The organism is Arthrobacter sp. FW306-1B-F12A (assembly GCF_058781865.1).
On sequence record NZ_JBYSXD010000013.1, the window covers coordinates 1 to 23,460 of the forward strand.

A 23,460-nucleotide genomic window follows, 5' to 3' on the forward strand; every position below is an offset into this window, starting at 1 on the left:
CCACCCAACTGACTCGCAGTAAGTGTCGTTATGAGACGTCAAAACGACACTTACTGCTAGTCAGTTGGGCTGTTCAGGCGCTCTTCTGGGCTACCAGCTCGATTTCGACCAGCATCTCCGGGTCGAGGAACGGCAAGACGTGGACCAGGGAAAGGGTGGGCCGGATCTCGCCGAACACCTCGCCGTGCGCGCGGCCGGCGTCTTCCCATTTGGTGATGTCGGTCAGATAGAGCTTGGACTGCACGACGTCCTCGTAGTCGAACCCGGCGTCGGCCAGGACTGCACCCAGCTTTTCGAGGACGTATTTGGTCTGCGAGTAGAAGTCGTCACCGACGATGCCATCAGGTCCCGACGCCGCCGTGGCCGAAATGAAGAGCGTGTTGTCCACTTGGACCGCTCGGGAGTATCCAAGTGCCTGTTCCCAGACCGAGCCCGTGCCGAATGTCTTGCGCATGCCGCGCCTTTCTCAGTTTCCGCACCCGGCCCGATGACCGGGGTTTACGAGGAAACTTTATTGCTGGCGCACATCCTGCCGATAAACGAACAGTTTTATGTCGGTCCCGGGTACGAACCAATCCCGCTCCGGTTCGCGCTCGAATCCGGTTTTGGCGTAGAGGGCGTTGGCGCTTTCCCACGTTGCGCCCGTGGTGAGGGAGACGGCGTTGATGCCTTCCATGGAGCGGGCTTGGTCGACGACGGCCTGGACCAGTGCCCGTCCCGCGCCGGAGCGCTGAACCTCCGGATCAACCACCAACGTACGCATTTCGAGTTCGTCCGGAAGGCCGATGTCCGAGAAGTCGCCTCCGGCCTTCGCCGACGTGACGGATCCGATAACCTGGCCGTCGCGTTCGGCGACGAAAACGTCGGCGTACCGGGCGCGGCCGGCCACGTCGCGCAGCTTCTCCAGGTATGGGTGGTCCGGGCTGCCATAGTAGCCAGCGGTCACGTAAGACGACATCGTGATACGGGCTACGGCGTCGTAGTCTTCGGGCAGGGCGGGACGGACGGTAATCTGCGAATGCACTGATCCATGGTAGTCGCGCCCGAGGTGCCCGGGGTGCCAAAGCGGTGTTTCCGTGACCGAACTATCACCCGGGGCCTAACGCCCGCTCAGATACAAGGCCGTTCCACCCACCGCCCGCTCAGATACAAGTGAGCGAGCGTCGGCGGGAAACCCCACTTAAGTGAGCGAGCGTCTTAAAGTACGACGGCGGTGGGCGGCTTTGCGTCGTCCAGCCAGCCTCGGACGCTCGCTCAGATATCCACCCCAATCCCCCAACGCCCGCTCAGATATATGTGAGCGAGCGTCGGCGAGAAACCCCACATAAGTGAGCGAGCGTCGGAGGCCGCTCAAACATTGCTTCGCGTGGCGCCAGATTGAGTCCGGTTTCCGGCTGTGAAGCCCGGTTTCCTGCTGTTGCGGGAAGGTTTCGCGATGCTGGCGCGGGGCGGTTGTCTCGTGGTTGATTGGCGGCCAGGAGACAACGAAAGGAACACAGATGAGCCCCCAGCAACGCACACTCCACCTCAACGCATTCCTCATGAGCACCGGACACCACGAGGCTTCGTGGCGGCTGCCGGAAAGCAACCCGCGCGCCAGCACCGACATCCGGCACTACCAAAACCTCGCACGGATCGCAGAGCGCGGCACGTTCGACTCCATCTTCTTCGCAGACTCCCCCGTGATCTTCGGCGACGTCGGACGCCGTCCCGCGGGCAAGCTGGAACCGACGGTGCTGCTCACAGCGATTGCGGCTGCCACCGAGAAAATCGGCCTCATCGCCACGGCGTCCACCACGTATAACGATCCCTTCAACCTGGCTAGGCGCTTCGCCTCGGTGGACTTCGTCAGCGGCGGACGGGCCGGCTGGAATGTGGTCACCACAGCCGGACCGGAAGCCGCCCGGAACTTCGGCATCGACGATCAGCCCGCCCATGCCGCCCGCTATGAACGAGCGGCCGAGTTCCTGGAGGTGGCCGCCAAGCTCTGGGACAGCTGGGAGGACGACGCGGTCATTGCCGACAAGGAAGCTGGCGTCTGGGCAGACTCAACCAAGGTCCGGCCCATCAACCACGTGGGCAAGCATTTCCGGGTCCGCGGACCGCTCAACGTGCCGCGCTCCCCCCAAGGCCATCCCTTGATTGTCCAGGCCGGTTCCTCCGAGAACGGCAAGGGCCTGGCCGCCAGGTACGCCGAGGCCGTGTTCACGGCCCAGCAAACCCTGGAAGATGCCCAGGCGTTCTACGGAGACCTCAAGGCCCGGACGGTCGCGCTTGGCCGGGCGGCCGAGAGCATCAAGATCCTGCCGGGTATTGTCCCGGTGATCGCCTCCACGCATGCCGAAGCGCTGCGCCTGGAACGCGAACTGGATGAGCTGATCCGGCCCGAATACGCGAGGGCCGAGCTGGCCAAGACGCTCCGCGTGAACCCAGAGGACCTGCCCCTGGACCGCCAACTTCCCGCCGATCTTCCGGACGAGGACTCGATCGAAGGCGCAAAGAGCCGCTACACCCTCATTGTGGAGCTTGCCCGCCGCGAGAAACTCACGGTACGCCAACTGATCGGCAGGCTGGGAGGAGGCCGCGGCCACCTGACTTTCGCGGGAACGCCGGAGCAAGTGGCCGACGCGATCCAACTATGGTTCGAAAACGGCGCGGCCGACGGCTTCAACATCATGCCGGCCGTTCTACCGTCGGGTCTCGAAACCTTTGTTGACCGCGTGGTGCCGGTGCTGCGCCACCGGGGGCTGTTCCGCACCGAATACACGGGCAGCACGCTGCGGGACCACTACGGCCTGGACCGCCCGGCGAACCGCTTCTCGGAGCTTGGGTCGCTCGCCGCGGCCGGGGCCTAACGACGAAGGGTCCAGACGCGCAGCCAGCCACAAAGCCCCGACGACGGCGGTCATCCCGCGTCGTCGGGGCCAAGGTGAAGGGCCTTAGAGCGGGAACTTGCCCGAGAGCTCGAGGGTTCCCGCGCAGGTCCACGCTTCCAAACGATCCGCATCCGTGGGGCCGCCATCCAGGGGGCTGGCCAGCCGTGGGCGGCGGACCCAGCATCCGGCCTCCTCAGCGATCAACGCACCAGCCGCGTAGTCGTGTTCGTTGAGCCCGCGTTCTCCGAAGGCGTCGTGCGTTCCATCCGCCACGAGGCAGAGATCCAATGCGGCGGAGCCGAGCCGCCGGAGATCGGCGAAGCCTTCCATGAGGTTCCCGAGACCGGCGAACTGCTCAGCCCTCGTGGCGGGATCGTAGCTGAACCCGGAGGCCACAATCAGTCCCGTCCGGCCCAGGAGCGGTCCGCTCAGCTGGGTGCGCTGCCCGTTCTCTTCAAGCCACGCCCCATGGCCGCGTGCCGCCGAGTAGATGCGTCCCAGCGCGGGGGCGTTGACGACGCCGGCCAGCCAGACGCCGTCGGCATCCGCAACGGCCACGGACGTGGCGTAGTAGACGATGTTCCGGATGAAGTTGGTGGTGCCGTCCAAAGGATCGATGGACCATCGGTAGCCGCTGGGCTGCTCGGGCCGGGTGGTGCCGTGCTCCTCGCCCGTGATGGTGTCGTACGGGCGTGCTGCCGTAATTGCGCCCCGCACAGCGTTCTCCGCCGCGACGTCGAAGGCCGTCACCCAGTCGCCGGCGTCACCCTTGTTCACGACGCCGAGGTTCCGCGCCGAGCCGGGGCCGGCTGGCCGGGCGGCGAGCACCTCCGCTCCTGCCGCCGCCGCCGCGCGGGCAACAGCGAGAAGCTCCAAGACATCGGCCGTCATTCGGCAGCGTCCACTTCCGCCGCCGCAGCGCCCGCCAGGGCAACGGCTGCGTCTTCATCATCCGGAGCCGTGCCGCCGGCGGGTTCCAGGACGCCGTCGAGCAATGCCTTGAAGCCGTCCTCGTCCAGTACCCGGATGCCGAGTTGCTCAGCCTTGTCCAGCTTGGAGCCTGCGTTCTCGCCGGCCACGACGTAACTGGTGTTCTTGGAAACCGAGCCCGCCGCTTTGCCGCCCCTGATGATGATGGCTTCCTTGGCTTCGTCCCGGCTCAGGGTGGGCAAGGAGCCTGTCACCACAATGGTGAGGCCTTCCAGGTTCCGCTGGATGCCGGCGTCGCGCTCGTCAACCATGCGCACCCCGGCAGCTGCCCAGCTATCCACGATTTCCTGGTGCCAGTCAACGGCGAACCATTCCTTGAGTGCCGCGGCGATGGTCGGTCCCACCCCGTCAACGTTGGCCAGTTCCTCCTCGGAGGCGGCCCGGATGGCGTCCATGCTCCCGAGGGCCGTGGCCAGGGCACGGGACGCAGTGGGGCCGACGTGCCGGATGGAAAGGGCAACCAGGACGCGCCAGAGAGGTTGCGTCTTGGCTTTCTCAAGTTCCTTGAACAGTTTCTCGGTGGTGGCGGTGGGTTTGGAGGGGGTCTTGGCGGTGGCCTTGGAATAGAAGTAGGGCACCAATTCGAACGTTCCCGTGCCCACGCCTTTGGAGCGCTTCTCGCGGTGGATGCGGACGTCGGCGAGGTCCTCCGGCGTGAGGCTGAACAAGGCCGCCTCGCTGCGCAGGGGCGGAGTTTCCGGTTCCGCAGGCTGGGTGAGTGCGATGGCTGCCTCCCACCCGAGAGCCTCGATGTCGAAGGCTCCCCTGCTCGCGACGTGGAAGACACGCTCGCGCAGCTGGGAGGGGCACGACTTCGCGTTGGGGCAGCGGATATCGACGTCGCCCTCCTTCGCCGGAGCAAGGGGCGTGTGGCAGGAGGGGCATTCCGTGGGCATCACGAACTCGCGCACAGGAGGATCCTGCTGATCGCGCAGCGCCAATACCGGCCCGACGATCTCAGGAATGACGTCTCCGGCCTTCCGGAGAATCACGATGTCGCCGATCATGACGCCCTTGGCCTTGACCACGTCCTGGTTGTGCAGGGTGGCCATCTCCACAGTGGATCCGGCCACTTTGACCGGTTCCATTACCCCGTAGGGAGTGACGCGGCCGGTGCGGCCGACGTTGACTTGGATGTCCAGCAGCTTGGTGTGGACTTCCTCCGGCGGGTATTTGTAGGCAACGGCCCATCGCGGCACGCGCGAGGTGTAACCGAGGGCACGCTGCGTGGCGAAGTCGTCGATTTTGACCACGATGCCGTCGATCTCGTGCAGGAGGTCGTGCCGGTGTTCGCCGAAGTGCTTGATGAAGTCGAGGACCTCCTCGAAGGAGTCCAGGACCTTCAGGTAGGGGCTGACCGGCAAGCCCCATTCCTCCAGCAGCTTGTACGTTTCCGACTGGCTCGTGGAGTCGAGGCCTTCGCGTGCCCCGATGCCGTGGACGAACATCCGCAACGGACGCTTGGCGGTTTCCGCGGGGTCTTTCTGGCGCAGGGAGCCGGCCGCGGCGTTGCGGGGGTTGGCCAACGGCGCCTTGCCGGCCTCGATCAGCGCTTCGTTGAATTCGGCGAATGCCTTGGACGGAATGAAGACTTCGCCCCGGATTTCCACCTCGGACGGATATCCGCTGCCGCTGAGCTGGCGCGGGATCTCCTTGATGGTGAGCACGTTGTGGGTGATGTCCTCGCCCGTGGTGCCGTCTCCGCGCGTGGCGGCACGGGCCAGCTTGCCGTCGCGGTACAGCAGGTTCACTGCCAGGCCGTCGATCTTCAGCTCCGTCAGCCACGCAATGCGGGAAGCCGCCGTGCCCAGCTTTTCGACCGAAGCCTCGGCCTTGCGGACCCACGCTTCCAACTCGTCGAGCGAGAAGACGTCCTCCAGGCTGTACATCCTCTGGAGGTGCTCGACGGCGGCGAAAGCAGCCGACACCTCGCCGCCTACTTCCTGTGTGGGCGAATCGTTGGACACGAGCTCGGGATGCAGGGCCTCGAGCTCCTCGAGGCGGCGGTACAGGGAGTCGAACTCGGCATCCGAAACCGTCGGCGCATCTTCCTGGTAGTACGCGTAGCGGTACTTGCGGACGAGGTCTGCGAGGTTTTCGTACTCTTCCCGTACGGCTTCCGTTGGAACTGCGGTTTCGCTCTCTGCTGTGCTCACGTACCTATCTTGCCGCAAAGCCGCGACAAAATACGGCCCCCGGACGGGAAGCAGGAATCACAAGCGGGTATCAGTGCGTAAAGCGGTGGCGGCTCCACAAGGCGAAGGCAATGCCTCCGGCCGCCACCAAAAGCACGCCGCCCATGATCGCGATCACGGCGAACATGTCCGAGCCCGGTCCTTTGGTGCCGCTCACCGAGGCAGCTTGCGTGGCCTTGAGCCCGTCCTGGATGGGGGTATTCCAATTGGACGATGCCGACGGCGAGGCGCTCGCCGTCGGGCTGTTCGACGGGGTCGCCGGGCTGGAGGCGACAGAAGCCTCCGACGGCGCCACGCTGGGTTCCGGTTCCACGGTCACCTGAGTCATGGGGGCCGGTTCGGGCGCGGCGGGCGCGGGCGCCACCGGGGCTGGTGCCGGGGCCACCGGCACGACGACGGGTGGCTTGGAGGGCGCCGGGTCCACGATTATCGGCTGGGTTGGCGTGGGCTCGGTTGGTGCCGGGTCCGGGGCCGGGGTCGGGGCAGTGGTCGATTGGCTATTCTGAGGAGCCAGAGTGGTCTCGGCATGGGCCGAAAGCAACGGGAAGGCGCACATCACCACGGCCATGGCAATGCCCGCGAAGGCAACGGAGAACGGGCGTCGCACGGCGGCACGGGTCGCGCCGCCAGAGCGCGCTGAGGAGCGTTGGGTCATGTTTACCTCTGCAGGACGGCACGGGCCGCCCGGAGTTGGGGTGGTATTGACCGGAATCTTCCTACATAGTCCGGGCATGTCGCAAATCCCGTTCCCTGCAAAGGCCATCAGGAAGAGCCGGTGCCGGTCCTTGCGGCGTCGTTCAACTCGATCCTGGCATCAACCACAATCGCGGTCACATTGTCCCGCCCGCCACTCAGCAACGCCTCGTGGATGAGGGCATCCACCGCGTCCTGGGGCTTCTCAACCGTGCTCAAGATCCGGAACATGTGCTCGTCGCCCAGCTCCCCGGTGAGTCCGTCCGAGCAGATCAGCATCCGATCCCCGTCCTGGATGGGCAGCAACCAGAAGTCCGCTTCGTTTTCGCCCCCTGTGCCGAGGGCGCGGGTCACCACATTGCGGCGCGGATGCACCGTGGCTTCTTCCCGCGTGATGCTTCCGGCCTCCACGAGTTCCTGGACTTCCGAATGGTCCACGCTGATCTGCCTGAATTCGCCCCCGTTCACCCGATACGTCCGTGAATCGCCGATGTTCATGACCAGCCAATACGGGACGCCCATATGCTCGGCGACGACGACGCCGGTGAGCGTTGTTCCAGCGCGGCCACCCGTGGCATTCCGGATCTGGGAGTCGGCAGCCAGGATGCACCTTTGCAGGGCAATGGCAGTTGCCGAGCGGACTCCCGGCGCCAATTGCGGCATGCTGCCGAGGGTACGCACGCACAACGCGCTGGCAATCTCGCCTGCCTCATGCCCGCCCATGCCGTCAGCCACCGCGAAGACCGGATCCTTTGCGATGAGCGAGTCTTCGTTGAGTTCCCGGCTGAGTCCACGGTCCGTCCCGAAGCCATAGCTCAACGTGAATCCCGGCTCAGGGGCGGTTGCTGCGGACGGTGAATTCATCAGTCGAGGACCAGTCCCTTGCCAAGTCCGCGGGCAAGCCGGACGGGAAGGATTTCCCCGAAACCACGAACGTTTTCGGCCGTCTGCGGAACCAGGACGAAGCGTTCGTCCTGGCCCAGCGCTGCCGCCGTCATCTCGTCCACGAGGACCGTGCCGGGTTCAGCCAAGGCCGTGAGGCGGGCCGCCAGGTTGACGGTGGGGCCGTAAATATCGCCGAGACGGGAAAGGATCCGTCCCCAGACCATGGCCACGCGGGCTTCCGGGAGGATTTCGTCTTCCGTGAAGGCTTGGGCGAGCGCCAAGGAGATCTCGGCACCAGCGGCCGGCGTCTCGGCGATGTAGAGGACTTCGTCGCCGACGGTCTTGACCAGGCGTCCGCCGCCGATGGAGATGATCTCCGCGCACTTGTTCTCGAAGCGCTGGACCAACTGGGCCAGGGTTTTCTCGTTCATGCGGCGGGACAGGCTCGTGTAGGAGACGAGGTCGGCAAAACCTACGGCGCGCGCCAAAGGCAAAGGAGCGTCGTCTTCATCTCCTTCGCGGCCTGCTTCGCTCGCCTGCAAACCTGCCTCTGCACGGACGGCCAGGCGCTGCACACCGGCGTTCATCTGGCGTCGCCATGAGTACAGCAGGATCTCTTCCATGGCGTCCACAAGGTTGGGCAGTTCATTGACCAGCTGCTTGCGGGCAACGGCATCGGGGATGCCTTGCTGCACCACCATGTCTTCAATCAGCGCCTCGACTTGCCACACCACCATGCGGTCGGTCATCTGACCGATGGCGCGCGTCACGGAGATGGCAGCTTCCTCGGTGAGCTTTCCGGCGCGGACCAGGTCGAGGATGGTGGAAAGCGCCGCGAGGTCGCGCTCGGTGAACGCTACATCCTGGTCACCGAAATTCGGGAATCCCAGCGCCCGCCACAGCTTGCGGGCTGACAACAGCGAGACGCCTGCTCCGGCCGCCACTTCGCGCCGCCGGAGTTTGCGTTCGCCGCCCAAGAGCCGCGTTTCCAGCGCTTTGATGGCAAGCCGTTCTGCTGACAATGCACCGGTCGGCGGGGACACCACGGGGAGGACCCCCGTAGGTGCTTGGTCCACGGAAGGTTCGGGCACGGCGTCGGGCTCGTGGTCCATGTACTCAGGCTCCTGCTCGTCAACGCTCATCTCTTCCACCTTCTCTCACATCCCAGGGCAACGCGGCACCAGAGTAGTCAACTGGTCCAACAAAACCGTCAAAGTCGCCATGCTCTGGTACGGCGCCCGGGCCGAACCCGACATTTGTCGGAAGCTCGGCCATGGCATCCAGGATGAAACTTCGAAACTTGCCGACCTCCGGAACATCCGCGAGAACGGCCTCGCCGGGGTGCCCGGTATCCAAGGATATATTCCCGGAGCGCAATATCCGTTGGAGCAGCGATTGTTTGATCCCCACGCTGCGCACCGCGGCCAGCGGGACCTGCCAGTCTCCCCGGCGAAGCATTCCGAAACGGGCAACTATCCGGCCGCTTGTCAGGATGTACCGTACGCCGCGCCAGCGGATGAATCGCGGAAGGCTGTAGCCAAGCAGCACGATCGCCACGATGGCCAGGCATGCGGCCACCAACCATTGGGTCCAATCACTCGTGATGACCGGAAGCAACTTACCGGGTCCGCCCTTGACTATCCATGCACAGGCGAAGGCCGCCGCGGCGGGGACCAAGATGAACGCCAGGACGGGACCGAAAAGCGCCCTGGGCTGCTGCCGCGTAATCACGATGACTTGCTCCCCGCGCAGGAGCTCTTTACGCATAACCGCTTTCGGTAGCCCTCAGATGGACGACGTCGCCGGCGGTCACAACGTGCTCGCGGCCACCATGGTCCACCACCAAAAGGGAACCATATTCATCCAGCCTGGACGCATGCCCCACCAATTCGTGGTCGCCGGGCAAATGCGCCTTGACTTCGCGTCCCAAGGTGACCATGACAGCTTCCACCCGTTTGTGCAGGGAAGATCCGCCGGCCAATCCCGCCGTGGGGTCGCCGTCGGCATTGCAGAAACTGCGGTAGAGCGCCGCGAAGCGTGACAGGTAGTTCCGCAGAAGCACGGTGCGGTCCGTGGTCGTGGCACCCTCGAGCACAAGGGACGTCGCTGTCGGGACAGGCAACTCATCTTCGCTGAGCGTCACGTTGAGGCCGGTGCCCAGGATCACGGCCGGAACGGATCCATCCCCCATCGGTCCCATCTGGGCCAGGATCCCGGCGATCTTCTTGCCTCGGACCAGGACATCGTTGGGCCACTTGATCTCGGCGGGCAGGCCGGCGGTTTCGAGGAGGGTCTCGCGCAAGGCCAGCGCGCCCAGGAGGGACAGCCAGGAATAGCTCTGGGTGGGAACGGGGAGGCCTTGGGAATTCACGGGACGCAGGACGATCGAAACGGAAATCGCCGAACGTTCGGGAGACTCCCAGTGACGGTCGAGCCGGCCCCGGGCCGCCGTCTGGTGCTCGGCGGTAAGGACCGCGAGGTCTGCCCATTCCTTAGGCTCAATGGTCACGGCGCGCAGCAGATCGGCGTTCGTGGAGCCTGTGGTCTCCACGATCTTCAATTGCGAAATACCGGCGGCCGCGAGGAAGTCGGGGTGAAGCAGGGCATCGCGGTCCAGGCCCAAGCGCGGGGCACGTGGTTCGCTGCTGGCAGGCTGTTCGACGTCCATAGACAGAATCCTATCCAGCCAGGCCGGTCCGGGAAGAAGTTGTCCGCTTAGAGGAAGATATCCGGTACCAGCTTCTCCTCCGGGGCACCCAGACTGTAGGGCCTGAAGTCGGATACTCCGGTAGCCCTCAACACCTGTTCGTCCGTATAGAAGTTGCCTGTATTGCTTGCTGAAGCGCCTGAGTCTGCGGACAGGTTCGCCCCGGTCAGGACAGCGTGGGCCGCATCGGCCATGATTTCCGGGCCCCTGGCCGCTTGGACGATCTGTGCCCCGCCGGGCATATTCCGAATGGCGGCAGTGTCGATCAGCGTGCAGGGCCACAGCGAGTTGACCGACACGCCGTCGTTCTTGAGTTCTTCGGCCAGGCCCAGCGTGGTGAGGCTCATGCCGTACTTGGCCATGGTGTAGGCCAGATGCATGCCTGCCCACTTCGGGTCAAGGTTCAGCGGCGGCGAGAGCGTCAGGATGTGGGCGTTGTTCGATGTCCGCAGGGCCGGAAGCGCGAGCTTGGACAGCAGGAAGGTGCCTCGGACGTTGATGTCCTGCATGAGGTCATAGCGTTTCATGTCAATTGCGTCAGTGCGGGAGAGGTCTATCGCCGAGGCGTTGTTGACCACGACGTCGATTCCGCCAAAGTGTTCGACGGCGGCGGCAACCGCCGCGGCAACGTCGCCGTCGTTGCGGACATCACCCACCAGCGGCAGCGCTTGGCCGCCCGCCGCTTCCAGTTGTTCGGCGGCCGTGAAGACCGTTCCTTCAAGCTTGGGGTGTGGCTCCCCGGTCTTGGCCATGATGACGATGTTGGCGCCGTCACGTGCCGCACGGGTAGCGATTGCCAGGCCGATGCCGCGGCTGCCGCCGGACATCAGAATGGTGCGGCCCTTCAGTGATCCACGTGCCTGGTAGGGAAGGGCAGGGCTTGCAGAAGCATCGTTGCTTGAGGTCATGAGGACACTGTAGCCCAACTATGTTACTGGCGAGTAACATCACTCGATGCTCGACTTGAAGTCGGAAAATTGTAGGGTTTCTACAGCGGTCTGTGGCTTTTGCGTCATTAGACTAGCCAACAGGGCCCGCACTTTGTACGGATGCTACTTAAGAGCGCATGCCTAACAAAGCAGTGCCAGCGTAAATCAGCTACAGAGCCGGAGACATTTGATGAGCCACGATCTGACAACGACAGCGGGAAAGATTGCCGACTTCCGCGACCGCCAGGCCCGTGCAGAACAACCGTCCGGCCCCGAAGCCATCGAGAAGCAACATGCCCGCGGCAAGAACACCGCCCGCGAACGCATCGACATGCTCCTCGACGAAGACTCCTTCATAGAGTTCGATGCTTTGGCCGTCCACCGCTCCACCGCGTTCGGCATGGAAAAGAAGAAGCCCCTCGGCGACGGCGTGGTCTCAGGCTACGGCACCGTCGACGGCCGCCTCGTAGCCATCTACAGCCAGGAATTCAGCGTCTACGGTGGCTCCCTGAGCCAAGTCAACGGCGAGAAGATCGTCAAGGTCCAGGAATTCGCCCTCCGCAACGGTTGCCCGATGGTGGGCATCAACGACGGCGGCGGCGCGCGTATCCAGGAAGGCGTCGCCTCGCTGGCGATGTTCGCTGACATCTTCCGCAACAACGTCCATTCTTCCGGCGTCGTCCCGCAGATTTCCCTCATCATGGGCCCGTGCGCCGGCGGGGCGGCCTACTCCCCCGCCCTCACCGACTACATCGTGATGGTGGACAAGACCTCCCACATGTTCATCACCGGCCCCGACGTCATCAAGACCGTCACCGGCGAAGACGTGGACATGGAAACCCTTGGCGGCGCACGCCAGCACAACGCCACCACCGGTACTGCAACATACCTCGCCAATGACGAAGCCGACGCGATCGAGTTCGTCCGCGAACTCCTGGACTTCCTGCCGTCCAACAACCTGTCCGAGGCGCCCGTCCTGGAGCACGAGCAGGAACTGGAGCTCGACGACGACGACCTCGCCCTCGACACGCTCATCCCGGACTCGGCCAACCAGCCGTACGACATGCGCAAGGTCATCGAGCAGATCGTGGATGACGCCCATTTCCTCGAAATGCAGTCGCTCTACGCCCCCAACGTGATCATCGGCTACGGCCGGGTTGAAGGCCACACGGTCGGGATCGTGGCCAACCAGCCCATGCAGTTCGCGGGCACGCTGGACATCTCGGCTTCGGAAAAGGCCGCCCGCTTTGTCCGCCACTGCGACGCCTTCAACGTCCCCATCATCACCTTGGTGGACGTCCCCGGCTTCCTGCCCGGCAAGGACCAGGAATTCCAAGGCATCATCCGCCGCGGAGCCAAGCTGCTTTACGCCTACGCCGAAGCCACCGTGCCCAAGCTGACGGTCATCACGCGCAAGGCCTACGGCGGAGCGTACATCGTCATGGGTTCCAAGAAGCTCGGCGCGGACCTCAACCTGGCCTGGCCCACGGCGCAAATCGGCGTCATGGGCGCCCAAGGTGCCGTCAACATCCTGTACCGCCGCGATCTTGCCGCGGTCGCCGAGGCCGGTGGCGACGTCGAAGCCAAGCGCGCCGAGATCATCCGCCAGTACGAGGAAGAACTCCTCAACCCCTACCAGGCGGCCGAGCTCGGCTACGTCGACGCCGTCATCGCGCCGTCGGAGACCCGCCTGCAGATCATCAAGGGCCTCCGCGCCCTCCGCGACAAGCGGGCCAGCCTGCCCACCAAGAAGCACGGAAACATCCCCCTGTGAGCGTCGAACAGAACCCAGGCTCCGGGCCCGGTTCCACGGACGCGGTGCCCGCCGAGCCCTTGCTTTCGGTGGTCAAGGGAGACCCGACGCCGGAAGAGCTCGCGGCGCTTGCCGCCGTCGTCGCCTCCCTTGGAGCGTCCGAGGAAGCCGAAGCTCCAAAACCGAGCACGCGGCACTGGCTGCGCCGGCAGCAACTGCGCATGGATCCCACACCGGGTCCAGGCGCCTGGAAGCGCAGCCGGGGCTGAGTTTTGTGGTCACCCAACCGACTCGCATTTAATGCCGTTTTGAAGGCCCAGAACGACATTAAATGCGAGCAAGTTGGGTTGGCGGCTGGATCTTCTGCAACAACCCTTTCATAAGGCGCCTGGACGCGGTTAGGCTCTTGGGGTGACTACCTCTAACACAGCTCCGGCACGCCTCCAGACTGCCATCGATGCAGTCGCCGACGCCTACACGGACACCCTCCTTGCCCTCAACCCGAGCCTCGCCACCACCCTCGGCCTGCCGGGACACGAAACCGAATACCAGGATTTCTCGCCCTCAGGCGCCGCGGCCTTCGCCAAGGCAGCACGGGACACCCTCGACGAGCTCGCCACCCTCGAACCCACGGACGCCTCCGACGTCGTCACGCTGGACGCGATGCGGGAACGGCTCGGCCTGGCCCTTGAGATCCACGAGTCCGGCTGGGACGCCGCGGACCTGAACAACATCGAGTCTCCGGCCCAAACCATCCGTGCGATCTTCGACCTTATGCCCACCGACACGGCCGAACACTGGGAGCACATCGCCGGCCGCGCGGCCAACATTGCTGAAGCGATCGACGGGTACGTGGTTTCCCTTCGTTCGGCCAAGGAGGCAGGGAAGGTCTCCGCGGTCCGCCAAGTCAAGATCGTCATCGAACAGACCAGCAAATACGCGGCCGAAGACGGCTTCTTCGCCAAGCTCGCCTCCGAAGCCACCATCGACGGCCAGCCGCTGCCGGCGGAACTGCAGGAAAAGCTCGACGCCGGTGCCGCCGTCGCGCGCTCCGCTTACTTGCGTCTTGCCGCCTTCCTCGAAGCGGAACTTCTGCCCTTTGCTCCCGAAAAGGACGCCGTGGGCCGCGAACGCTACGCACTGGCCTCACGCTTGTTCCTTGGCGCAACCGTGGACCTCGAGGAAACATACGCCTGGGGCGTGCAGGAACTCGAGCGGCTCATTGCCGAACAGGAACAGGTGGCCGAGCAAATCAAGCCCGGCGCGTCCATCGAGGAAGCCAAAGCCATCCTCGACAACGATCCCGCACGGCAAATCAAGGGCACCGACGCCCTCAAAGCCTGGATGCAGGAACTCTCCGACCGGGCAGTATCCGAATTGGCCGACGTCCACTTCGACATCCCGGACATCATGAAGACGCTCGAATGCCGCATCGCCCCCACGGACGAAGGCGGCATCTACTACACGGGCCCTTCGGACGACTTCTCCCGGCCAGGCCGCATGTGGTGGTCCGTCCCCGCCGGCGAAGATACCTTCACCACCTGGGCCGAAACCACCACAGTGTTCCACGAAGGCGTCCCCGGCCACCACCTCCAGGTGGCCACCGCCGTCTACCGCCGCGAGTTCCTCAACAACTGGCGGCGGAACGTCTGCTGGGTGTCCGGGCACGGCGAAGGCTGGGCACTCTATGCAGAAAAGCTCATGCTCGAGCTCGGCTACCTCAAGGACCCGGGCGACCACATGGGCATGCTGGACATGCAGCGCATGCGCGCGGCCCGCGTGGTGTTCGATATCGGCGTCCACCTCGAGCTGGAAGTTCCGGAACGCTGGGGCAGCGGCACCTGGACATCGGACAAGGGCTTCGAATTCCTCAAGGCCAACCTCCCCATCAGCGCGGGCCAGCTCCAGTTCGAATTCACACGCTACCTCGGATGGCCGGGGCAGGCTCCGTCGTACAAGGTGGGGCAACGGCTGTGGGAAGAAATCCGGGCTGAACTCGAACGCCGCGACGGATTCGACTTGAAGTCCTTCCACACGGATGCCCTGAACATCGGCTCTGTCGGCCTGGATACGCTTCGCCGGGCGCTGCTCGGGTGACCCAACTGACTCGCATTTGTTGTCGTTTTGGAGGCTCATAACGACAACAAATGCGAGTCAGATGGGCTGAGACGTACGAGACATTCCCCACATTCTGTCCGGGAATAACTTCATAAATGGGTAAATTGGCGGCGAATTCGCGGGCCTTTTTTGGGAGTGGGTCGAATGTGAGACCGTAACATTTCTCAACGTCGGGTCGCGGTGGTATTTTTCGGGGCCCAGTTTGTTCCGGTGAGCAATTCATCCAACACTTTGACTTCCGCCGGAAAGACTTCGTCCCGGCTTCCCAAGTGGGCAACGTCCTTCGGCGTCCAGATCATCGCGGCCCTCGTGATCGGCCTGGCCCTCGGCCTCCTGGCCAGAGCCACCGGCAGCACCACGAAAGCTCCCAACGGGCTCGGCGCCACGCTGCAGACCATCGGCTCGAGCTACGTCTCGCTGCTGCAGACCGCCGTCGTGCCCTTGATCTTCACCGCCGTGGTGAGCTCCATCGCGAACCTGCGCCAAGTGTCCAATGCCGCGAAATTGGCATGGAACACCCTGCTCTGGTTCGCCATCACGTCACTCATCGCCGTGACGATCGGCATCGGACTTGGAGTGCTCTTGCAGCCTGGCTCCGGCACCGGCATCACCAAGAAGGCCGAGTACGCCGGAAAGACCGGCGACTGGTGGGCGTTCCTGACAGGTCTTTTCCCCAAGAACTTCCTGGGGCTGGGAGCGAGCACCACCGTCACGGACGGCGTCGCCAGCACGTCGATCACCTTCAATGTGCTGCAGATCCTGGTGATCGCCATCGCCGTCGGCGTCGCAGCCCTCAAGGTGGGCAAGCAGGCCGAACCATTCCTGAACCTCAACGCTTCCGCCCTGGCCGTCATCCAGAAGGTCCTCTGGTGGATCATCCGCATTGCCCCGCTGGGCACCATCGGCCTGATCGGCAACGCAGTGGCCGTCTACGGGTGGGATACCATCGGTTCGCTCGGCAAGTTCACGGTGGCCATCTACGCGGGCCTCGCCCTGGTGCTGTTCGTCGTCTACCCCATCTTGGTCAAGACCCATGGACTGTCCGTCAAGCAGTACTTCTCGGGCGTGTGGCCCGCCGTGCAGTTGGCATTCGTCTCGCGTTCCTCGATCGGCACGCTGCCGCTCACGCAGCGCGTCACCGAACGCAACCTGGGCGTCCCCCAGGGTTACGCGTCCTTCGCCGTGCCACTCGGCGCCACCACCAAGATGGACGGTTGCGCCGCCATCTACCCGGCCGTCGCCGCGATCTTCGTTGCCCAGTTCTTCGGCATCAACCTGGACTTCAGCCAGTACTTGCTGATCGTGGTGGTTTCCGTCCTTGGTTCCGCGGCAACTGCAGGCACCACGGGCGCCGTCGTCATGCTCACGCTGACACTTTCCACGCTGGGACTGCCGCTCGCCGGCGTCGGACTCCTCCTGGCGATCGACCCCATCCTGGACATGGGCCGCACGGCCGTCAACGTGGCAGGACAGGCGCTGGTTCCGGCCATCGTCGCCAAGCGGCAGGGAATCCTGGACGAATCGCTCTACAACGCGCCCCGCAAGGGAACGGCATTCGCGGCCGAGGGTGAGTCCCCGGAGGCATCCGAGGAGACCCGCGAGCTCGCTGGCGCCAAGGCCTAGCGACGGCACATCGTCGCGCGGACAAATCCCCGGGGGGCCAGTTCAAAATGCCCCGGGGATTTGTCCTTTTAACGGGGGTGGATTCTGGATAGGCTCTGTCCATGCTCATAGTCACCTCAAACAAGATTCCGGGCCACAAGATCGACGCCGTCTTCGGCGAAGTCATGGGCCTCACCGTCCGCTCACGGGATATCGGCGCCCAGGTAATGGCCGGCTTCCGTTCCCTCGGCGGCGGCGAGCTGCCCGAAATGACCAAGGCGCTCTATGAGAGCCGCCAGGAAGTCATGGCCCGCATGGTCAACGAGGCACAGCAGCGCGGTGCCAACGCAATCGTCGCCATGCGCTTCGACACGTCCGAGATGGGCGGCAACTGGACCGAAGTGTGCGCCTACGGGACTGCCGTTTTCGCCATTCCCCTGGCCGAAGGCGAGCCAGGCGCCACAGGCCAGTCGATCTACCTCACCAGCGCGGCAGCCCAACAGCCCACCCAGCAATCCACGCAGACCGCGACGTCGGCCGCGCCCCAGGAACACGAGACCCCACCGGAGATTTAACTTGCCCTGAGTGCAAAGTTGCACTTAGTGTAACTATGTGACGCCTTCCGACACTATCGCCCTCCCGTCGCGCCGCGAACAGAACAAACTGGCCACCCGCCAAGCGATCGCCGACGCGGCCCTCGCCGTGTTGCGCAGCAAGGGGGCCGGCAATTTCACCGTGGAAGACATCGCGGAAGAAGCCGGCGTATCCCGGCGCACCTTCTTCAACTACTTCCCCAGCCTCGAAGCAGCCTTGGCGTCCGTGACCGAAGGCTTCCTGGACCATGCCTTGGAACAGTTCCGATTGCGCCCTTCGGACGAACCCATCCTCGATTCCGCCCGGGCCGCCCTCACGGCGCTGGCTGACCCTATGACGGTTTCACCCATGGCCGAACTCTTCAGCCTCACCCACGACAACCGTGCCTTGGTGCGTTCCGAACTGGAAGCCTGGGACCACTGCACCACTCAGATCATCGACGCTGCCCGTCGTCGCCTCGGCCCGGATGTCAACGAGCTCTATCTGCGGGCCCTGGCAGGGTCCATCATTTCCTGCGGCAAGGCAGCCATGAGCGTCTGGTTCGAACAACACGGCCCGGATCTATCCGCTGAATCCCTCGCGAGCTTGCGGCAGCACTTGATCGACGCTATTGGCCTGCTCGGTTCAGGCTTCACGGCACCCGCCCCTCAAACCCCGTCGGCGCACAGCCCTCAGCCCGCGGCAGACTCCCAACACTCGGCATAACCACACACCGACAGATCGGTTCCGATATGGCACTCCTGCTCTACCGCCTTGGCAAGTTCTCCTACCGTCACCGCTGGCTGGTGATCTCCCTCTGGCTGGCAGTGCTCGTGGCCGTCGGCGGCTCTGCCGCTGCCTTCCACGGCACCATGTCCAACAATTTCCAGATCCCCGGCACTGAGACCCAGCAGATGCTGGACAAACTCAAGAAGGACCTTCCTGCCTCCTCGGGCGGTTCCGCAGGGATCGTCTTCGAAGCCGGCGACGCCGGATTCAACCAAGCCGGCAAGGACGCCATTGCGTCGGCCCTCGCCCAGCTGGAAAAACTGCCCGATGTGCAGTCAACGGTCAACCCGTTCACGACCCAAGCCGCCCTGGACAAGGCACCGTCCGATCTTGCTGCCGGGGAACAGAAAGCTGCCGCCGGGCAAGCTGAGCTGGACAAGGCGCGGGCCACGCTCGACGCAGGCGATGCCCAACTCAAGGCCGCCGAGCAGCAAATGACCGCCGTCGGTATGCCCGCGGCGCAGATCCAGGCCCAACTTGCCCCTCAACAGGCCGAACTCCTGGCCGGACGCCAGAAGCTCGATGCCGGCCAGAAGCAAGCCGCCGACGGCGCCGCCACCCTCGCCCTGGCCAAACGCCAAGTGACCGCTTCCCAAGGGATGCGCTTTGTCTCCACGGACGGTAAAGCGGCGATCGCACAGGTCCAGTTCAAGACCTCGATCAATGGCCTGACCCCCGCCGTCCGGCAGCAAGTCCAGGACATTGTCCATGGGGTCTCCTCGGCAGGCGTCACAGCCTTGGCCAGCAAGGAAATCACCGAGGACGTCTCCCAATTGTTCGGTGTCTCCGAAATCATCGGTATCGCCGTCGCGGCCATTGCCCTGATTGTGATGCTGGGAACGCTCGTCGCCGCCGGCCTTCCCCTGCTGATGGCGATCATCGGCGTGGCGGTGGGCGTCGGCGGTACCTTTGCCCTCACCGGCGTCATTGACATGAGTTCCATCTCCCCGATGCTCGCGCTCATGCTGGGACTCGCCGTCGGGATCGACTACTCGCTCTTCATCGTCAACCGCCACCGCGGGCAATTGCTTTCGGGGATGGACGCCGAGGAATCAGTGGCCCTCGCCACCGGCACTTCAGGCAACGCCGTCCTTTTCGCCGGCCTCACTGTCGTCATCGCGCTTGCGGCACTGGTGGTTCCCGGGCTGCCATTCCTTGCGGTCATGGGCCTGTCGGCCGCCGCGACGGTGGCAGTCGCCGTCGTCGTCTCCCTCACTCTGACTCCGGCAGTCCTCTCGCTGGTGGGCCGCAAACTGATCTCTAAGCGGGCCTGGGCCAAGGCAGAGCGCCACAACGCCGAGCCTGACCACGCCTCGGCGGACCGCGCGGCGGACCAGCAGCGAAGCAGCCGTGGTTGGGGCGGGCTTGTGACCCGGCATCCGGTGGTCTCGCTGCTTGCCGGCGTCGTGCTGCTCGGGGTGCTGGCCCTCCCGGCCTCCCAGCTGCGCCTCGCTTTGCCCGACGGCGGTTCGGAGCCGGTCGATTCGCAAGCGTTCAAGGCGTACGACCTCACCCGGACCAGCTTCGGCGAGGGAATGACCGGTCCCATCGTGGTTGTCGGCACCTTCCCGGACGGGCTCAGCGACGATCAGGCCAAGACGAAGCAGTTCGACGTCGCGGACAAGCTGCGCAGTGTCGACAACGTCGTGGCGGCCGTTCCGGTAGCCCTCAGCCAGGATCACCGCACGGCCGTTTTCCAGGTCATCCCCAAGGACGGGCCCGCGAGCGCCAGCACCGTCCAGGTGGTCTCGGAACTGCGGGGCAAGGGTTCCGAAATCCAGCGGGCCACAGGCGCCACCATCGGATTGACGGGGCAGACGGCCGGCAACATCGACGTCTCCGCGAAGCTCGGTGCCGCCTTGCCGCCGTACTTGGCGATCGTCGTCGGGCTCTCGCTGGTCCTCCTGCTCCTGGTGTTCCGCTCGATCGTCGTCCCGCTGCTCGCCACCGGCGGTTTCCTGCTCTCGCTCGCGGCAGCGTTCGGCGCCGTGGTGGCCGTATATCAGTGGGGCTGGCTGGGCACCGTGTTCGACGTGCCCAATCCCGGAGCCGTGCTGAGCTTCCTGCCGATCATCCTCATTGGTGTGCTGTTCGGTCTGGCCATGGACTACCAGGTGTTCATCACATCGGGCATGCGCGAATCGTTCATGCATGGCGAGAACGCGAAACAAGCAGTCCGAAGCGGCTTCAGCCATGCCGCAGCTGTGGTCACGGCCGCCGCCATCATCATGGTCAGCGTGTTCGCCGGCTTCATCTTCAGCCACCTGACCATGGTCCGGCCTCTCGGTTTCGCGATGGCGTTCGGCGTGCTCGTGGATGCGTTCGTGGTGCGGATGACCATTGTTCCGGCCGTGATGTACCTGTTGGGCGAGAAAGCCTGGTGGCTGCCGCGGTGGCTGTCCCGGGTCCTGCCCGACGTCGACGTCGAGGGCGCCAAGCTGCAGCGCACGACGGCGGCGGGCGGGGCCAAGGAGCTGGTCCATTAAGCGCCTGGTTGCCTATCAGCGGGCGTCGGTTCTGTGTCCAGAACCGACGCCCGCTCACCTTTAAGGCCCTTTACCCAAACGCCCGCTCACCCAGGTGAGCGAGCGTCCGGCCAAACACCCATATAAGTGAGCGAGCGTCGGAGGAAGGCGGCGCGTACTACGCTTGAGCCGTGACCCGATTGATCCTGGCTTCCCAGTCCCCCGCCCGCACCAAGCTCCTCACGGAGGCCGGCATCCACCACGAGGTACTCGTCTCGGACGTGGACGAGGACGCCGTGCAAGCCCGGTACGGCGTCACCGATGCGCATGACACCGCCCTCCTCCTTGCCCGCGCCAAGGCCGAGGCTGTCGCTTCCCTGCCCGACGCCGAGGGGGCCCTGGTGATCGGCTGCGATTCCGTGTTCGAGTTCGACGGCGAATCGCACGGTAAGCCGTACACAGTAGACATTGCCAAGGAACGAATGCTGCGCATGAGCGGCTCCAAGGGCGTCCTCCACACCGGGCACTGGCTCGTGGACTGCCGCGAAACCGCAGCGGACATGAACGACGGCGAGACGGCCGTCGGCACCGGAGCAACGGTCGGTGCGGTGTCCAGCGCAGAGGTCCACTTTGCGGAGATGAGCGAGAAGGACATCGACGCCTACATCGCAACCGGCGAGCCCCTGCACTGCGCCGGTTCCTTCACGATCGACGGCTTGGGCGGGGCCTTCATCCGCAAGGTCGACGGCGACCCGCACGCCGTCGTCGGGCTCTCCATCTCGACCCTTCGCGATCTGCTCGGACAAGCGAACGTCGGGATCACCGAACTCTGGACCCACAACGGCTCCGAAGCGGGCAGCGAATAGCGGCGGTCCAGGTCGCCAGCGCGGCGGCCAATTTCCGGCCTTTGTAGCAACCCTACAAAGACAGGCCGTCTCACACACGGAATCCCCCATCAATATGGGCGGAACCCTCAAAATCACGCTAGGCTCCCTGAAGGACAGAAGGAGTCAACTTGTCAGCTAATCCGGCGCAGCCCATTTCCAGCCCTCTCACCAAGGTCTTGATCGCCAACCGAGGCGAAATCGCGGTCCGCATCATCCGCGCAGCCCGGGACGAAGGCATCGCATCCGTGGCCGTCTACGCAGACCCCGATCGCGACGCCCTGCACGTCAGGCTGGCAGATGAGGCCTACGCACTGGGCGGCAACACCGCTGCCGAGTCGTACCTCGTGATGGACAAGTTGATCGACGTCGCCAAGCAGTCGGGTGCGGACGCCATCCACCCGGGCTATGGCTTCCTCGCAGAGAACGCCGAGTTTGCCGCCAAGGTCATCGACGCCGGCATCACCTGGATCGGCCCGTCCCCGGACGCCATCTCCGCATTGGGCGACAAGGTGCAGGCCCGCCACATCGCCGAAAAGGTCGGCGCCCCCTTGGTTCCCGGTACGGCCGACCCGGTCGAGTCCGCTGACGAGATCCTGGCCTTCGCCAAGGAGTTCGGGCTCCCGATCGCCATCAAAGCCGCCTACGGCGGCGGCGGACGCGGCATCAAGGTGGCCCGCACCATCGAGGAAATCCCCGAGCTTTTCGAGTCCGCAGTACGTGAAGCCATTGCCGCCTTCGGCCGCGGAGAGTGCTTCATCGAGCGCTTCCTGGATTCCCCCCGCCACGTCGAGACCCAGTGCCTCGCTGACGCCTACGGAAACGTCGTTGTGGTGTCCACTCGCGACTGCTCCCTCCAGCGCCGCAACCAGAAGCTTGTGGAAGAGGCCCCCGCGCCGTTCCTGAGCCCGGAGCAGAACGAGCGCCTCTACGAGTCCTCCAAGGCCATCCTGAAAGAGGCAGGCTACCTCGGCGCTGGAACGTGCGAATTCCTGGTGGGCCAGGACGGCATCATCTCGTTCCTCGAAGTCAACACGCGTCTTCAGGTGGAGCACTGCGTTTCGGAGGAAGTCACAGGCCTCGACCTGGTCCGCGAGCAGTTCCGCATCGCCCGTGGCGAGAAACTCGGCTATGGCGATCCCGAGGTCCGCGGCCACTCCTTCGAATTCCGCATCACCGGCGAAGACCCGGGCCGCAACTTCATGCCCGCACCGGGAACCATCAGCACCCTGAAGAACCCGACGGGTCCGGGCATCCGCATCGACTCCGGCGTCGAGCAGGGCGACGTCATCAGCGGGAACTTCGATTCCATGCTGTCGAAGCTGATTGTCACCGGCGCTACCCGCGAACAGGCCCTCCAGCGTTCCCGCCGCGCCCTTGAGGAAATGGTGGTTGAAGGCATCCCCACCGTCATTCCTTTCGACCTCGCAGTGGTGACCGATCCCGCGTTCGCTCCGGCCGAAGGCCCGTTCAAGGTGCACACCCGCTGGATCGAGACCGAGTTCGTCAACAACGTCCCCGCGTGGACGCCTACCGGAACCGGAACAGAAGCCGCCGACGCCGGTGAGCGCCAGCGCGTCGTCGTCGAGGTTGGCGGCAAGCGGCTGGAAGTTGTCCTTCCGGCGACTCTCGGCTCGGTTTCCTCTGTCGCCAACGCGGGCACCAAGGGCGCCAAGGTCAAGAAGCGTTCCCGCTCTGCGGGCGCCACAGCCGCAGTCGCGGGCGGCAACGCCCTCACCTCGCCGATGCAGGGCACCATCGTCAAGGTGGCAGTAGCCGCCGGCGACGTGGTTGCAGAAGGCGATCTGATCGTGGTCCTCGAAGCCATGAAGATGGAACAGCCCCTCACCGCCCACAAAGCCGGCACCATTCATGGCTTGGTGGCAAAGGCAGGCGAGACCGTCTCCGCGGGCGCCGTCATCGCGACAATCGAAGACTAGTCCCCACTGCCCCCCTAGCCTCGCTTCGCTCGGCCAGGGAACCCGGGCAGCGTGGGCCCAC

The 23,460-nt window shown here is 64.7% G+C and carries 20 protein-coding genes; 10 read left to right on the forward strand and 10 right to left on the reverse strand.

What is annotated here, in order from left to right:
- Positions 1-73: 73 nt before the first annotated feature.
- On the reverse strand, positions 74-454 hold the full coding sequence (locus AC3WJU_RS08705; RefSeq protein WP_492259666.1) for a RidA family protein: 381 nt from the start codon (positions 452-454) through the stop codon (positions 74-76).
- Positions 455-511: 57 nt separating this feature from the next.
- A complete protein-coding gene (locus AC3WJU_RS08710; protein ID WP_492259667.1) occupies positions 512-1,024 on the reverse strand; it encodes a GNAT family N-acetyltransferase in 513 nt (170 codons plus the stop codon).
- A 475-nt stretch (positions 1,025-1,499) separates the two neighbouring features.
- On the opposite strand from AC3WJU_RS08710, the gene AC3WJU_RS08715 reads away from it, so the two are divergent.
- Positions 1,500-2,855, forward strand: coding sequence for an LLM class flavin-dependent oxidoreductase (locus tag AC3WJU_RS08715; RefSeq protein WP_306961308.1), 1,356 nt, complete (start codon positions 1,500-1,502; stop codon positions 2,853-2,855).
- Between the two features lie 84 nt (positions 2,856-2,939).
- On the opposite strand, the gene AC3WJU_RS08720 is transcribed toward AC3WJU_RS08715, so the two are convergent.
- The 8 genes from AC3WJU_RS08720 to AC3WJU_RS08755 form a co-directional block, all read right to left on the reverse strand.
- Positions 2,940-3,767 carry an inositol monophosphatase family protein gene (locus AC3WJU_RS08720; protein ID WP_492259668.1) on the reverse strand — a complete coding sequence of 276 codons (828 nt, stop codon included), beginning with the start codon at positions 3,765-3,767 and terminating at the stop codon, positions 2,940-2,942.
- Positions 3,764-6,040: an NAD-dependent DNA ligase LigA gene (gene ligA / locus AC3WJU_RS08725; RefSeq protein WP_492259669.1), complete on the reverse strand. Its 2,277-nt coding sequence runs from the start codon at positions 6,038-6,040 to the stop codon at positions 3,764-3,766. Before ligA ends, AC3WJU_RS08720 begins: the two co-directional genes overlap by 4 nt.
- Before the next feature lie 52 nt (positions 6,041-6,092).
- A complete protein-coding gene (locus AC3WJU_RS08730; RefSeq protein WP_441433488.1) occupies positions 6,093-6,716 on the reverse strand; it encodes a hypothetical protein in 624 nt (207 codons plus the stop codon).
- Positions 6,717-6,823: 107 nt separating this feature from the next.
- Positions 6,824-7,618 carry a PP2C family protein-serine/threonine phosphatase gene (locus AC3WJU_RS08735; protein WP_492259670.1) on the reverse strand — a complete coding sequence of 265 codons (795 nt, stop codon included), beginning with the start codon at positions 7,616-7,618 and terminating at the stop codon, positions 6,824-6,826.
- Complete coding sequence (locus AC3WJU_RS08740; RefSeq protein ID WP_284989780.1) at positions 7,618-8,781, reverse strand: adenylate/guanylate cyclase domain-containing protein; 1,164 nt, start codon at positions 8,779-8,781, stop codon at positions 7,618-7,620. Before AC3WJU_RS08740 ends, AC3WJU_RS08735 begins: the two co-directional genes overlap by 1 nt.
- Positions 8,771-9,406, reverse strand: coding sequence for a PH domain-containing protein (locus AC3WJU_RS08745; RefSeq protein WP_059387891.1), 636 nt, complete (start codon positions 9,404-9,406; stop codon positions 8,771-8,773). The genes AC3WJU_RS08740 and AC3WJU_RS08745 overlap by 11 nt, the downstream gene beginning before the upstream one ends.
- On the reverse strand, positions 9,399-10,307 hold the full coding sequence (locus tag AC3WJU_RS08750) for a biotin--[acetyl-CoA-carboxylase] ligase (RefSeq protein WP_059387892.1): 909 nt from the start codon (positions 10,305-10,307) through the stop codon (positions 9,399-9,401). Before AC3WJU_RS08750 ends, AC3WJU_RS08745 begins: the two co-directional genes overlap by 8 nt.
- A gap of 47 nt (positions 10,308-10,354) precedes the next feature.
- Positions 10,355-11,254 (reverse strand): SDR family oxidoreductase, encoded by a 900-nt coding sequence (locus AC3WJU_RS08755; RefSeq protein WP_284989781.1) that lies wholly within the window; start codon positions 11,252-11,254, stop codon positions 10,355-10,357.
- 211 nt (positions 11,255-11,465) lie between these two features.
- Here AC3WJU_RS08755 and AC3WJU_RS08760 point away from each other — a divergent pair, with 211 nt between their 5' ends.
- From AC3WJU_RS08760 to AC3WJU_RS08800, 9 genes are all read left to right on the forward strand, one after another.
- A complete protein-coding gene (locus AC3WJU_RS08760) occupies positions 11,466-13,049 on the forward strand; it encodes an acyl-CoA carboxylase subunit beta (protein WP_284989782.1) in 1,584 nt (527 codons plus the stop codon).
- Complete coding sequence (locus AC3WJU_RS08765; RefSeq protein WP_059387894.1) at positions 13,046-13,297, forward strand: acyl-CoA carboxylase subunit epsilon; 252 nt, start codon at positions 13,046-13,048, stop codon at positions 13,295-13,297. The genes AC3WJU_RS08760 and AC3WJU_RS08765 overlap by 4 nt, the downstream gene beginning before the upstream one ends.
- Before the next feature lie 142 nt (positions 13,298-13,439).
- On the forward strand, positions 13,440-15,125 hold the full coding sequence (locus tag AC3WJU_RS08770) for a DUF885 domain-containing protein (protein ID WP_492259671.1): 1,686 nt from the start codon (positions 13,440-13,442) through the stop codon (positions 15,123-15,125).
- 231 nt (positions 15,126-15,356) lie between these two features.
- The gene (locus tag AC3WJU_RS08775) at positions 15,357-16,769 is read left to right on the forward strand and encodes a dicarboxylate/amino acid:cation symporter (protein WP_492259672.1); all 1,413 of its coding nucleotides are present in this window, start codon (positions 15,357-15,359) and stop codon (positions 16,767-16,769) included.
- A gap of 101 nt (positions 16,770-16,870) precedes the next feature.
- Entirely contained in the window at positions 16,871-17,323 is a 453-nt protein-coding gene (locus tag AC3WJU_RS08780) for a YbjQ family protein (protein WP_306961289.1), read from the forward strand.
- A 37-nt stretch (positions 17,324-17,360) separates the two neighbouring features.
- The gene (locus AC3WJU_RS08785) at positions 17,361-18,047 is read left to right on the forward strand and encodes a TetR/AcrR family transcriptional regulator (protein ID WP_059390275.1); all 687 of its coding nucleotides are present in this window, start codon (positions 17,361-17,363) and stop codon (positions 18,045-18,047) included.
- 26 nt (positions 18,048-18,073) lie between these two features.
- Positions 18,074-20,596 carry an MMPL family transporter gene (locus AC3WJU_RS08790; protein WP_492259673.1) on the forward strand — a complete coding sequence of 841 codons (2,523 nt, stop codon included), beginning with the start codon at positions 18,074-18,076 and terminating at the stop codon, positions 20,594-20,596.
- Between the two features lie 170 nt (positions 20,597-20,766).
- Positions 20,767-21,441 carry a Maf family protein gene (locus AC3WJU_RS08795; protein ID WP_059387898.1) on the forward strand — a complete coding sequence of 225 codons (675 nt, stop codon included), beginning with the start codon at positions 20,767-20,769 and terminating at the stop codon, positions 21,439-21,441.
- Positions 21,442-21,590: 149 nt separating this feature from the next.
- Positions 21,591-23,399 (forward strand): acetyl/propionyl/methylcrotonyl-CoA carboxylase subunit alpha, encoded by a 1,809-nt coding sequence (locus tag AC3WJU_RS08800; protein ID WP_284989788.1) that lies wholly within the window; start codon positions 21,591-21,593, stop codon positions 23,397-23,399.
- The last annotated feature ends 61 nt before the right edge of the window (positions 23,400-23,460 follow it).

Coding starts and splice junctions, on each gene's coding strand:
- AC3WJU_RS08705 (WP_492259666.1), bottom strand. CDS start 454: ATGCGCAAGACATTCGGCACGGGCTCGGTCTGGGAACAGGCACTTGGA.
- AC3WJU_RS08780 (WP_306961289.1), top strand. CDS start 16,871: ATGCTCATAGTCACCTCAAACAAGATTCCGGGCCACAAGATCGACGCC.
- AC3WJU_RS08755 (WP_284989781.1), bottom strand. CDS start 11,254: ATGACCTCAAGCAACGATGCTTCTGCAAGCCCTGCCCTTCCCTACCAG.
- AC3WJU_RS08715 (WP_306961308.1), top strand. CDS start 1,500: ATGAGCCCCCAGCAACGCACACTCCACCTCAACGCATTCCTCATGAGC.
- AC3WJU_RS08730 (WP_441433488.1), bottom strand. CDS start 6,716: ATGACCCAACGCTCCTCAGCGCGCTCTGGCGGCGCGACCCGTGCCGCC.
- AC3WJU_RS08735 (WP_492259670.1), bottom strand. CDS start 7,618: ATGAATTCACCGTCCGCAGCAACCGCCCCTGAGCCGGGATTCACGTTG.
- AC3WJU_RS08720 (WP_492259668.1), bottom strand. CDS start 3,767: ATGACGGCCGATGTCTTGGAGCTTCTCGCTGTTGCCCGCGCGGCGGCG.
- AC3WJU_RS08740 (WP_284989780.1), bottom strand. CDS start 8,781: ATGAGCGTTGACGAGCAGGAGCCTGAGTACATGGACCACGAGCCCGAC.
- AC3WJU_RS08790 (WP_492259673.1), top strand. CDS start 18,074: ATGGCACTCCTGCTCTACCGCCTTGGCAAGTTCTCCTACCGTCACCGC.
- AC3WJU_RS08745 (WP_059387891.1), bottom strand. CDS start 9,406: ATGCGTAAAGAGCTCCTGCGCGGGGAGCAAGTCATCGTGATTACGCGG.
- AC3WJU_RS08760 (WP_284989782.1), top strand. CDS start 11,466: ATGAGCCACGATCTGACAACGACAGCGGGAAAGATTGCCGACTTCCGC.
- AC3WJU_RS08750 (WP_059387892.1), bottom strand. CDS start 10,307: ATGGACGTCGAACAGCCTGCCAGCAGCGAACCACGTGCCCCGCGCTTG.